Here is an 11,139-nt window from a genome sequence, read left to right as displayed (position 1 = left end):
CTGCCGCAGGCTGCGATCTTGGCTTTTGTAAGAGCAAGATCAAAAGATCGCAGCCTGCGGCAGCTCCTACAGAGTTATCCAGCATCGGATAGGGACGATCATGACCGAAACACTTCTGACGCTTATCAGTACAGCCCTGATCAACAACCTCGTGTTGCACTGGCCGCTGGGCGTCGATCCGCTGTTGGCCGGTCAGCGCCGTCAGGTCCATGCCCTGGGCATTGCGACGACATGCCTGATGCTGATCGTCGGCATGCTCGGCTACGCGCTCTATCACTGGCTGCTGATGCCGCTGCAATTGACGACGCTGCGTCTGTTTGTGTTTCTGCCATTGAGCGTGTTGCTGATCGGCCCGTTGCTGAAGCTGCTGGCGCGGGTGTTTTCGACACTGTCGTTCGAAGGCCTCTGGCCGTTGCTGCTGGGCAATGCCGGCGTACTCGGCGTGGCCTTGCTCAATGTTCAGGAGGACAAAGGCTTGTTTCACGCCACAGCCTTGAGCCTGGGTGCCGGGTTGGGTTTCTGGCTGGTGTTGAGCCTGTTCACTGATTTGCGTGAACGCACGGCCGACAACGATGTGCCCCTGCCCTTTCGCGGCCTGCCGATCGACCTGATCGGTGCCGGCCTGATCGCAGTGGTTTTTCTCGGATTCAGCGGACTGATCAAAACATGAGTCTGATTCAACTCATCGACGCACTCTTGCCGCAAACCCAATGCGGCAAGTGCGGCCACCCTGGGTGCAAGCCGTACGCCGAAGGCATTGCCAGCGGCGAGCCGATCAACAAGTGCCCGCCCGGCGGCAACGAAACCATCGCGGCCCTGGCCGAGTTGCTGAAGGTGCCGGTGCTGGAGCTGGACATCACTCGCGGCTCGGCACCTGCACAAATCGCCTATATCCGCGAAGCCGAGTGTATCGGTTGCACCAAATGCATTCAGGCCTGTCCGATCGATGCCATCGTCGGGGCGGCCAAACTGATGCACACGGTGATCATCGATGAGTGCACCGGTTGCGACCTCTGCGTAGCACCCTGCCCGGTGGACTGCATCGAAATGCGCCCGCTGCCGCTGGACACTGTATTGCCAGTTGTCGGGGGCCTGGCCCTCACACCGCAAGCGCAGCAATCCCGTACCCTCAAGCGCGATCACGCGCGGCGCCGCTTCGAACAGCGCAATGCCCGCTTGCAGCGCGAAGAGCAACAGAAAATCGCCGAACGCCAGGCCCGGCAACGTGCCACGCAACCTAGCGAAGCGGCAGTCGACCCGGTACAGGCAGCCCTCGAGCGCGTCCGTGCACAGAAAGCCGCCACTGCCGATGCCGCGCTGAAAAAGGCGAAGATCGATGTGGCGATGAGTCGGGCCCAGCTGCACAAATCGCTGAAAGCCTTCGGACATCCACCGACCTTCGAACAGCAATCGCAGTTGATTGTCCTGCAACAGCAGTTCGAAGACGCCGAACTAAACCTGGCGCAACTGGAAAGCGCCGCGCCACCTGCCACTGCGCCGACGGTCGCAACGGTGTCGTCAAATGATGCCGATCTGAAACGGGCCAAGATCCAGTTGGCCATGCGCCGTGCCGAACTCAAGAAGGCTCAGGCCAACGAAGCACCGGCGGAGCACATCGAAGCCCTGGAGCGCGCACTCGGCGAAGCCGAACGCCAGGTGAACGCCCATGCCAGCCCTTGAAACCGTTGATGAGCGCCTGCAGCAGGCCATGAAGCTGGTGCTGCTGGCTACGCTGCCGGGAGTGCTCACCGCGTTCTGGCTATACGGCTGGGGCGTGCTGATCAACCTGGTTCTGGCGGCCGCTGCTGCGCTGGTCGTTGAAGCGGCCGTCGTGCAATGGCGCAAGCGACCGCTGGTGCCAACCCTGAGTGACGGTAGCGCGCTGGTCAGTGCCACCTTGCTGGCTCTGGCGCTGCCGCCCTACTGCCCATGGTGGCTGCCCCTCAGTGCCGCTGCCTTTGCGATGATCTTTGGCAAACACTTGTATGGCGGCGTCGGCTCAAATCCCTTCAACCCGGCGATGCTCGGATTTGCTTTGGTGCTGGTGGCCTTCCCCCAACCCATGACCCATTGGCCATCGCCTCATGGCATGGACCTGTTGAGTGGCTTGCAGCAAGTGTTCGGTGTCGGCCAGTCACCGGATGCGTGGGTGCAGGCCACGGCACTGGACAGCCTGCGGATCAACAAAAGCCTGACCATGGATGAACTGTTTGCCGGCAATCCGGCATTCGGCCACTACGGCGGACGCGGTGTGGAGTGGGTGAACCTGGCGTTTCTGGCGGGCGGAATGTTTCTCCTGCAACGAAGAGTGATCAGTTGGCATGCCCCGGTCGGCATGCTGGCCAGCCTGTTCGTCATCAGCCTGCTGTGCTGGAACGGTTCGGGCTCCGACTCCCATGGCTCGCCGCTGTTTCACCTGCTGACCGGTGCGACCATGCTGGGGGCGTTCTTCATCATTACCGAACCGGTATCCGGCGCCAGAAGCACTGGGGCAAAACTGTTGTTCGGCGTCGGCGTCGGGCTCCTGACTTATCTGATTCGTACCTGGGGCGGCTATCCGGACGGCATCGCCTTTGCCGTGCTGTTGATGAACCTGTGCGTGCCGGCGCTGGAGCGGTTCGTGGCGGCCAGACAACAGCCGGAGGCGCCATGAGCCGGACATCAAGCATCACGCTTCTGCTGGTGTTGGCCGCGCTCGGCATGGGTGTGACGTACTTCGTGCAACTCGGCAGCGCGCCGCGCATTGCAGCCGAACAGCGCCTGCTCGACAGCCGGAATCTGCTCGACCTGATACCGTCAGACAGCTACGACAATCAACCACTCGACCACCCCATTTGGATCGAAACAACCACCCTGGCAAACAGCACCTTGCTCGGTGGCTATCTGGCGACACGGGGCGACCAACCCGTCTCGGTATTGCTGCGCAGTCAAACCCTCGGCTACGCCGGCGCCATCGAGCTAATGATCGCTGTCGATGCCAATGGCAGGTTGCTGGGCGTCAAAACCCTCAAACAAGCGGAAACACCTGGGCTGGGGGCACGGATCGCCGACTGGCCCAATGACTGGCTGCAGATTTTTTCCGGAAAATCCCGAACAGAGCCCGGTGACAGCGGTTGGGCGCTGAAAAAGGATCAGGGGCAGTTCGATCAGATCGCAGGTGCGACCATCACTTCAAGAGCGGTGATCAATGCCGTGCACGACGCCTTGCGCTACTTTGATGAACACCGGCGGCAACTGCTCGGGAACCCTGCCCATGGATAACTCATCGACGCTGCGCAACGCCCTGATGCTGACGCCGCTGATCGGCGCCACCCACTCGCTGATGGCCGCACTTGGCCTGTGCCTGATGTTCATGGTGGTGACCCAGTTGTTCAGCCTGGCCATGGGCGCCCTGCGACCCCGACTGGTCCCGGCGGCCCGCTTGACGGCCAGCGTTCTGTTGGCCGCCACGCTCACCAGTTGCGCGGAACTCATGGCACAAGTCTGGTCGCTGCAATGGCAGCAGCATCTGGGGTTTTATGGCGCCATGATCGCATTGCAATGCGTCGTACTGGAGCACACCGGGTACTTTCAGAACGGCTGGCCCCAGCGCCTGCGACTCAGTAGCCTGTTTGTCACGTTGATGATCGTTATGGGACTGCTGCGCGAACTCATCGGCAACGCAACCCTCGGAAACCGACTGTCGTGGCTGTCCGGTGCAACGCAAGCTGACTGGCAAGGCTGGGTGCTGGTGGCCGATGGCGGTCTGCGCCTGGCCACATTGGTCCCTGGCGGGTTCATTCTGCTCGGACTGCTGATCGCCGCCTGGCAGGCCTGGCGCCCCAAACCCACCCATTGATTGCCTACGAGGAAACGCACTGCCCATGAATGCCGCAAAACGTCTGGAAATTTTCCGCAGGCTGCACGAAGACAACCCGGAACCCAAGACCGAACTGGCCTATTCCTCACCGTTCGAATTGCTGATTGCCGTGATTCTCTCGGCGCAGTCAACCGATGTCGGCGTCAACAAGGCCACCGCCAAGCTGTTCCCGGTTGCCAATACCCCGGCAGCGATCCACGCCCTGGGTGTCGAGGGACTGTCGGAGTACATCAAGACCATCGGCCTGTACAACAGCAAAGCGAAAAACGTGATCGAAACCTGCCGCTTGCTGGTCGAGCGTCATGCCGGTGAAGTGCCGCAAACCCGCGAAGAGCTGGAAGCGCTGCCCGGCGTCGGCCGCAAAACCGCCAATGTGGTACTCAATACGGCATTCCGTCAGCTGACCATGGCTGTCGACACGCACATTTTCAGGGTTAGCAACCGCACCGGCATTGCGCCCGGCAAGAATGTGGTGGAAGTCGAGAAAAAACTCATGAAATTCGTGCCCAGGGAGTACCTGCTCGACTCCCATCACTGGCTGATCCTTCACGGCCGCTATGTCTGCCTCGCCCGCAAGCCCCGATGCGGAAGCTGCCGGATCGAAGACTTGTGCGAATACAAGCACAAAACCTCCGATGATTGAGGCGCTATTAGAATTACTGATTTGTCGATTGAAAAAATCTTTTTTACCCGCCGGGAGATTGTCGATATAAGGAGCGCCAAAGGCCTTCTTAGCCTGGAGCAACTAAATGAGTACTGGCAAAGAGCAATTGGACGTAGAAGACGACTTCACCACCGCCGAAACCGATGACGCCGAGCCGGTGGTTGAAGTAGCGAAAACTAATCTGAGCAAACGCCGCACCATCGACAATCTGCTGGAGGAGCGCCGACTGCAAAAGCAATTGGCCGACTACGATTTTGACTTATGACACCTGAAAGCCTCCCGAAACGGAGGCTTTTTTTAAGTGCCATACTTCGGTACCCCCCCCGTCGCACAGATACGCCATCACACCAGACCATTGCGTTGTGCCAGTTCGATCAAATCGACCAGGGACCGTGCATTGAGCTTGAGCAACAGGCGGGTCTTGTAAGTACTGACTGTTTTATTGCTCAAAAACATTCCATCGGCAATTTCCTTATTGGTCTTCCCTCTCGCCAATTGCTGCAAGACCATCATTTCCCGCCCCGACAACCGATCAACCATGTCCGCCTCACTGGCGTTCCCCAAACTGCAACGCACGGTATGCAAGGCTTGATTGGGAAAGTAACTGTAGCCTGACAACACGGCCTTTATTGCACTGAGCAACTCCGTCAGATCTTGCTGTTTGCAGACATAACCGGCTGCACCGGATTGCATGCAACGCATGGAAAAATGCCCCGGTGCCTGGGAAGTCAGGATCAGCACTTTCATCGGCATTGAGGTCGACGACAAACGCGCGATGACTTCCAATCCGTCCAGCTTCGGAATCCCGATATCCAGAATGACAATATCCGGCGTAAGTTCACGGGCTAGTTGCAGTGCATCCACACCATTATCGGTTTCTGCAATAACTTCGTAGCCATGACGTTCCATTAGCATACGTACCGCAAGACGAATGACGGGGTGATCATCCACGATCAGCACTTTATTCATGGGCAAGTCCAATTTTCGCTGTTCGAATTTTTAGAGCCCGCACAATAGCCTAGTCGTTTCACCCATGGCATGTCGCCCCTTCCAACCACCCACACCAAGAGACATACCCTACAAACAACACGGATTTCTCCTACAAAAATCCCTCGAACGGAAGGAGTTGAAAACTGTATCAACGTCATGGCGGCGCAGTTTTCAGCAATCAGCTCAATCGATTTACAACCAGAATTTTCCAAAAGCCAGCGCGAACAGCTGGGCCCTGACAAACACAAGTATCCACTTCTGCGCTAAAACGTAACTGGTATTTTCACATTCAACATTCACACCAGAAATATCACACACCAGACATCCAATTACTCTTACAGCAAATTATATTTTTTGAGCAATCATTAAAACACCACCAGCAATCCTCAAAAAAACCCTAAAGCAACTACATCAACCATACTTCAAAAAATACTCAACAAATGAGAATTCAACATGAGCACAGAACATGACAGAAAGCTAATCACCAACCCAATGACTATCATTGCGATATTCGCAGCACTCTCTGAAACTTCGGCCGCCGTTTCTCTGCCTTTTCTTAACCAAGAGGAAAGAGAACTCTATGTCTGGTTTCTGATCAGCTTTCCGTTTTATTTACTTTTGCTTTTTTTCGCGACACTTAACTTCAACTACCGATCACTGTATGCGCCTTCCGACTTTGAAAAGGGAAAACATTTCATGAAGGTAATGGAAGATGCTGGGCGGTCGGAAAAAAAAGTATCCGGGAAGCCGTCCGCGAACCCCGCTATGGAAACGTCAACGAATGGCCAGTCGTCAGCTCAGTCGCCCTGCGGCGCGCAGGACCCGCCAACGGAGATAGGTCTGCACAGCACCGTCTACGTTCAGCATCAACTTCAGCTACCGGAATATGTAAAAGACCTTTGCATCGTTGATACACGCTGGATGAGCCAGGAGGTCGAATTTGAAACGCTGCTGGAAAAAATCCAGAAACCGCGGGAAAAGATGGCGTACGTGATTCTGTTTGTCACTTGTGCCATTTCAGAGACTTTACTGAAGGCCAGTGCGCTCAAGCATTCCAGGCAGACCAGGAAGCACTGCCCCGCCTTTTACATTGCCTACGATCCGGTCTCGCACCGGTTGACGGTCATTGATCAAGCCGGACAACCGGCAAACAACAACGCGTAGAGCAGGACAGGCCATGGGAAGGAGCAAGACAGGAAACCGTCAGCGGCAACGAATATCACCGACAACGCAGTAACTGGCATCACACCCCGTTTTCAGGTGCCTGACCTCGTCGAGGACGAGGTCAGGTTTCCATCACGAGTTCAAAGGTCTCAGAACAGCTTCCGGCCTTTGTTCGCCGCAATGCGCATGCGCAGGGCGTTGAGCTTGATGAAGCCAGCAGCATCCGCTTGGTTGTACGCGCCGCCATCTTCTTCGAAAGTAGCGATGTTGGCGTCGAACAGCGAGTCGTCGGACTTGCGGCCAGTGACAATCACATTGCCCTTGTACAGTTTCAGGCGCACAACGCCGTTCACGTTGACCTGGGACGCATCGATCATCTGTTGCAACATCAGACGCTCAGGGCTCCACCAGTAGCCGGTGTAGATCAGGCTGGCGTACTTGGGCATCAACTCGTCTTTGAGGTGAGCCACTTCGCGGTCCAGGGTGATCGATTCGATCGCACGGTGGGCACGCAGCATGATGGTGCCGCCAGGGGTTTCGTAGCAGCCACGGGACTTCATGCCCACATAGCGGTTCTCGACGATGTCGAGACGGCCGATACCGTGCTCGCCACCGATACGGTTCAGGGTCGCCAGCACGGTGGCCGGCGTCATTTCGACGCCATCCAGCGCGACGATATCGCCGTTGCGGTAGGTCAGTTCCAGGTACTGCGGCTTGTCTGGAGCGTTTTCCGGGGAAACGGTCCAACGCCACATGTCTTCTTCGTGCTCGGTCCAGGTGTCTTCCAGCACGCCGCCTTCATAGGAGATGTGCAGCAGGTTGGCATCCATGGAGTATGGGGATTTCTTCTTGCCGTGGCGCTCGATCGGGATCGCGTGCTTCGCGGCGTAGTCCATCAGCTTTTCACGGGACAGCAGGTCCCATTCGCGCCAGGGAGCAATCACTTTCACGCCAGGCTTCAAGGCATACGCGCCCAATTCGAAACGAACCTGGTCGTTGCCCTTGCCGGTGGCGCCATGGGAAATGGCGTCAGCGCCGGTTTCGTTGGCGATTTCGATCAGGCGCTTGGCGATCAGCGGACGAGCGATGGAAGTACCCAGCAGGTACTCGCCTTCGTAGACGGTGTTGGCGCGGAACATCGGGAAAACGAAATCGCGCACGAACTCTTCGCGCAAGTCGTCGATGTAGATCTCTTTGACGCCCATGGCCTGAGCCTTGGCGCGTGCAGGTTCGACCTCTTCGCCCTGACCCAGGTCAGCGGTGAAGGTCACCACTTCACAGTTATATGTATCCTGCAGCCACTTGAGGATCACCGAAGTGTCCAGGCCGCCGGAATACGCCAGAACGACCTTGTTTACGTCCGCCATGCCATCACTCCACGGGGTTCTACGGAAAGCCGTGAAGTCTACCGCTCATGCAGGATAATTTACAGAGGCGCGACAGCTTATGACGACCAAGCGACAGAATCTGTCGAGAGCGCGACGATGACCGAAGGGTCAGGAAGTTGCCGAAGTGGCTGCTTTCGTCGCTTGCGGGGCGACTTGTTCCGCGGGCGCTCCCCGCTCCAGACGTACCGCAACCCGACGATTCTTCGCACGGTTGGCGTTGCTGGTATTGGGCGCCAGCGGATAACGTTCACCATGGAAACGCAGGGTGATTTGCGACTCCTGGATGCCGTTGGCCTTGAAGAACTCCATCACTGCCAGGGCCCGGCGCCGCGACAGGTCGCGATTGGTCAGGCGATTGCCGCTGTTGTCGGAGTGACCGTCGAGCTCGATGTGATTGACCGTCGGATCAGCCTTCATGTACTCCAGCATGACCTGCAGCTTGGCTTTCGCGGCGCTGTCGAGCTCGATTCCGCCATCGGGGAAGCCGATTTGGGATTGTTTCACCTGCTCGAAGTTCTGCGGCAACAGTTTGGCCACGCAGCCTTGATAATCGGCAAACGCCTGGGTGAACCTGACCGGCAGCAAGCGCACTTCCGACACCCGTCCATCTCTCGAGGAATGGCGAACCACCGGGCTGCGACCATCCATCAGGCCACTGATCAGGCGTCCGGCCTGCACCTGTGAACTGTTGAACAACACGTTGCCGCTGCCGATTCTCACCGTGCCCAGGTTGATATCGTCACGCCCCGGTTGCCACGGTGCGGCAGCGGCCAGCAAGGTCGCCGAACCTCCGCCCATCATCGGGTTATAGGCTTTCAGACGAAACGTTGCCTGCTCACCGGCCTTGCGCACGAACTCACCCGAACCGAAGTCGGTAATCGGCTGCGCCAGACGGCATTCGAACCTGTCGCCTTCGACCGTCCACTCAATGCTCTCCAGGCGTGTCTGAAAAGTGAGCGCCATCGCGGGAAGGCTGGCAAACACACTGAGCAAGGCTAAATAACGCTGGCGCACGGGAGGCTCCACTGGCTTCTACAACAAAAAGACCGACACACACATGTTTACGGCATACCTGTTGGATATCGGAAGCTGGCGGCAAAACTTGATAGCGAGTGCCTGCAAGAGTCTTTTCCGGTAGCATTCCCTTGAGTTTGACCCGCCTGGAATCCCCTCATGTCCGACCGCCTGACCCTGCTGCGTCCCGACGACTGGCACATTCATCTTCGCGATGGTGCCGTGTTGACCAATACCGTCGCGGATGTTGCGCGCACCTTTGGCCGCGCCATCATCATGCCCAACCTGGTTCCACCAGTGCGCAACGCGGCCGAAGCCGACGGCTATCGCCAGCGGATTCTCGCTGCCCGCCCGGCCGGCAGCCCGTTCGAGCCGCTGATGGTCCTGTACCTGACCGACCGCACCCAGCCTGAAGAGATCCGTGAGGCCAAGGCCACCGGATTCGTGCACGCCGCCAAGCTGTACCCGGCCGGCGCGACCACCAACTCGGACTCTGGCGTTACCAGCATCGACAAGATTTTTCCTGCGCTCGAGGCCATGGCCGAAGTCGGGATGCCGCTGCTGATCCACGGCGAAGTCACCCGTGGCGATGTCGACGTGTTCGACCGCGAGAAAATCTTCATCGACGAGCACATGCGTCGTGTGGTCGAGCGTTTCCCGACGCTCAAGGTGGTGTTCGAACACATCACCACCGCTGACGCCGTGCAGTTCGTCAACTCGGCTTCGGCCAACGTGGGCGCGACCATCACCGCGCATCACCTGCTGTACAACCGCAACCACATGCTGGTGGGCGGGATTCGGCCGCATTTCTACTGCCTGCCGATCCTCAAGCGCAATACGCACCAGGAAGCCCTGCTCGACGCCGCCACCAGCGGCAGCGAAAAGTTCTTCCTCGGCACCGACTCGGCCCCCCACGCCCAGCACGCCAAGGAAGCCGCTTGCGGTTGCGCCGGCTGCTACACCGCTTATGCGGCGATCGAGATGTACGCCGAAGCATTCGAACAGCGCAATGCGCTGGACAAACTCGAAGCCTTCGCCAGCCTCAACGGCCCGCGTTTCTATGGCCTGCCGGCCAACACCGATCGCATCACCCTGGTCCGCGAAGAATGGACCGCCCCTGCCAGCCTGCCGTTTGGCGAGCTGACCGTTATCCCGCTGCGCGCCGGTGAAAAACTGCGCTGGCGCCTGCTGGAGGAACACGCGTGAGTGAAGACCATTTCGACGACGAACTGGAAGGCAATGGCGGCGGTGGCGGCTCCCGTCATCCAATGGCTGCCAGGTTTCGTGGTTACCTGCCGGTTGTCGTCGACGTAGAAACCGGTGGCTTCAACTCGGCCACCGATGCCCTGCTGGAAATCGCCGCGACCACCATCGCCATGGATGAAAAGGGTTTTGTCTACCCGGACCACACCTACTTCTTCCGTGTCGAGCCATTCGAAGGCGCGAACATTGAAGCGGCGGCCCTGGAGTTCACCGGGATCAAGCTCGATCACCCGCTGCGCATGGCCGTGAGTGAAGAGTCCGCCCTGAACGATATCTTCCGCGGCGTGCGCAAGGCCCTCAAGGCCAACGGTTGCAAACGGGCGATCCTGGTCGGGCATAACAGCAGCTTCGACCTGGGCTTCCTGAACGCGGCGGTTGCGCGTCTGGACATGAAGCGCAATCCGTTCCATCCGTTCTCCAGTTTCGATACCGCGACGCTCGCGGGCCTGGCCTACGGCCAGACCGTGCTGGCCAAGGCGTGTCAGGCAGCGGACATCGACTTCGACGGTCGCGAGGCCCACTCGGCGCGCTATGACACCGAGAAGACGGCAGAACTGTTCTGCGGCATCGTCAATCGCTGGAAACAGATGGGTGGCTGGGAAGATTTCAACGATTGATGGCTATCTGTAGGAGCGAGCCTGCTCGCGATGGTCGTGAACGATGACGCGGGCGTTCTGGTTCCCCGCGGTGTTCTTGACTCCATCGCGAGCGGGCTCGCTCCTACGGGGATTTCAGTCGCAGATTTATTTACGCGCATAAAAAAACCGGCCTCGATCAGGCTGTGTGAAAACCTAGCA

13 protein-coding genes are annotated in these 11,139 nt (G+C 58.3%); 10 read left to right on the top strand and 3 right to left on the bottom strand.

All coding sequences use genetic code 11. The features are described 5' to 3' along the window. Positions 1 to 100 precede the first annotated feature (100 nt). From PMI26_RS21745 to PMI26_RS21775, 7 genes are all read left to right on the top strand, one after another. Positions 101 to 670, top strand: a complete 570-nt coding sequence (locus PMI26_RS21745; RefSeq protein ID WP_007972336.1) for an electron transport complex protein RnfA — start codon at positions 101 to 103, stop codon at positions 668 to 670. After that, on the top strand, positions 667 to 1,680 hold the full coding sequence (gene rsxB, locus PMI26_RS21750) for an electron transport complex subunit RsxB (protein WP_007972334.1): 1,014 nt from the start codon (positions 667 to 669) through the stop codon (positions 1,678 to 1,680). Before PMI26_RS21745 ends, rsxB begins: the two co-directional genes overlap by 4 nt. Further along, entirely contained in the window at positions 1,667 to 2,653 is a 987-nt protein-coding gene (locus PMI26_RS21755) for an RnfABCDGE type electron transport complex subunit D (protein ID WP_007972332.1), read from the top strand. Before rsxB ends, PMI26_RS21755 begins: the two co-directional genes overlap by 14 nt. Continuing rightward, complete coding sequence (locus PMI26_RS21760; RefSeq protein ID WP_007972330.1) at positions 2,650 to 3,261, top strand: RnfABCDGE type electron transport complex subunit G; 612 nt, start codon at positions 2,650 to 2,652, stop codon at positions 3,259 to 3,261. Before PMI26_RS21755 ends, PMI26_RS21760 begins: the two co-directional genes overlap by 4 nt. After that, positions 3,254 to 3,838, top strand: coding sequence for an Rnf-Nqr domain containing protein (locus tag PMI26_RS21765; protein WP_007972328.1), 585 nt, complete (start codon positions 3,254 to 3,256; stop codon positions 3,836 to 3,838). The genes PMI26_RS21760 and PMI26_RS21765 overlap by 8 nt, the downstream gene beginning before the upstream one ends. Positions 3,839 to 3,863: 25 nt before the next feature. Beyond that, entirely contained in the window at positions 3,864 to 4,502 is a 639-nt protein-coding gene (gene nth / locus PMI26_RS21770) for an endonuclease III (protein WP_007972326.1), read from the top strand. Positions 4,503 to 4,608: 106 nt separating this feature from the next. Next, complete coding sequence (locus tag PMI26_RS21775) at positions 4,609 to 4,788, top strand: PA3496 family putative envelope integrity protein (RefSeq protein ID WP_007972325.1); 180 nt, start codon at positions 4,609 to 4,611, stop codon at positions 4,786 to 4,788. A gap of 77 nt (positions 4,789 to 4,865) precedes the next feature. Here PMI26_RS21775 and PMI26_RS21780 read toward each other — a convergent pair whose 3' ends face one another. After that, positions 4,866 to 5,492 (bottom strand): response regulator transcription factor, encoded by a 627-nt coding sequence (locus PMI26_RS21780; RefSeq protein WP_007972324.1) that lies wholly within the window; start codon positions 5,490 to 5,492, stop codon positions 4,866 to 4,868. A gap of 474 nt (positions 5,493 to 5,966) precedes the next feature. On the opposite strand from PMI26_RS21780, the gene PMI26_RS21785 reads away from it, so the two are divergent. Further along, positions 5,967 to 6,677 (top strand): hypothetical protein, encoded by a 711-nt coding sequence (locus PMI26_RS21785; protein ID WP_007972322.1) that lies wholly within the window; start codon positions 5,967 to 5,969, stop codon positions 6,675 to 6,677. A 149-nt stretch (positions 6,678 to 6,826) separates the two neighbouring features. Here PMI26_RS21785 and PMI26_RS21790 read toward each other — a convergent pair whose 3' ends face one another. Together PMI26_RS21790 and PMI26_RS21795 are read right to left on the bottom strand one after the other, a co-directional pair. After that, the gene (locus tag PMI26_RS21790; RefSeq protein WP_007972320.1) at positions 6,827 to 8,044 is read right to left on the bottom strand and encodes an argininosuccinate synthase; all 1,218 of its coding nucleotides are present in this window, start codon (positions 8,042 to 8,044) and stop codon (positions 6,827 to 6,829) included. A gap of 129 nt (positions 8,045 to 8,173) precedes the next feature. Then, positions 8,174 to 9,079 (bottom strand): flagellar protein MotY, encoded by a 906-nt coding sequence (locus PMI26_RS21795; protein ID WP_007972319.1) that lies wholly within the window; start codon positions 9,077 to 9,079, stop codon positions 8,174 to 8,176. 159 nt (positions 9,080 to 9,238) lie between these two features. On the opposite strand from PMI26_RS21795, the gene pyrC reads away from it, so the two are divergent. Both pyrC and rnt read left to right on the top strand, forming a co-directional pair. After that, entirely contained in the window at positions 9,239 to 10,285 is a 1,047-nt protein-coding gene (pyrC, locus tag PMI26_RS21800; RefSeq protein WP_007972318.1) for a dihydroorotase, read from the top strand. Then, complete coding sequence (gene rnt / locus PMI26_RS21805; protein ID WP_007972317.1) at positions 10,282 to 10,959, top strand: ribonuclease T; 678 nt, start codon at positions 10,282 to 10,284, stop codon at positions 10,957 to 10,959. The genes pyrC and rnt overlap by 4 nt, the downstream gene beginning before the upstream one ends. Positions 10,960 to 11,139 lie beyond the last annotated feature (180 nt).

The organism is Pseudomonas sp. GM33, from assembly GCF_000282295.1.
GTDB classification, from domain to species: Bacteria; Pseudomonadota; Gammaproteobacteria; order Pseudomonadales; family Pseudomonadaceae; genus Aquipseudomonas; species Aquipseudomonas laurylsulfatiphila.
Note: the sequence above shows the minus strand (reverse complement) of the source record. Positions and strands in the feature narration are given on the sequence as shown.

Coding starts and splice junctions, on each gene's coding strand:
- PMI26_RS21745 (WP_007972336.1), top strand. CDS start 101: ATGACCGAAACACTTCTGACGCTTATCAGTACAGCCCTGATCAACAAC.
- rsxB (WP_007972334.1), top strand. CDS start 667: ATGAGTCTGATTCAACTCATCGACGCACTCTTGCCGCAAACCCAATGC.
- PMI26_RS21755 (WP_007972332.1), top strand. CDS start 1,667: ATGCCAGCCCTTGAAACCGTTGATGAGCGCCTGCAGCAGGCCATGAAG.
- PMI26_RS21760 (WP_007972330.1), top strand. CDS start 2,650: ATGAGCCGGACATCAAGCATCACGCTTCTGCTGGTGTTGGCCGCGCTC.
- PMI26_RS21765 (WP_007972328.1), top strand. CDS start 3,254: ATGGATAACTCATCGACGCTGCGCAACGCCCTGATGCTGACGCCGCTG.
- nth (WP_007972326.1), top strand. CDS start 3,864: ATGAATGCCGCAAAACGTCTGGAAATTTTCCGCAGGCTGCACGAAGAC.
- PMI26_RS21775 (WP_007972325.1), top strand. CDS start 4,609: ATGAGTACTGGCAAAGAGCAATTGGACGTAGAAGACGACTTCACCACC.
- PMI26_RS21780 (WP_007972324.1), bottom strand. CDS start 5,492: ATGAATAAAGTGCTGATCGTGGATGATCACCCCGTCATTCGTCTTGCG.
- PMI26_RS21785 (WP_007972322.1), top strand. CDS start 5,967: ATGAGCACAGAACATGACAGAAAGCTAATCACCAACCCAATGACTATC.
- PMI26_RS21790 (WP_007972320.1), bottom strand. CDS start 8,044: ATGGCGGACGTAAACAAGGTCGTTCTGGCGTATTCCGGCGGCCTGGAC.
- pyrC (WP_007972318.1), top strand. CDS start 9,239: ATGTCCGACCGCCTGACCCTGCTGCGTCCCGACGACTGGCACATTCAT.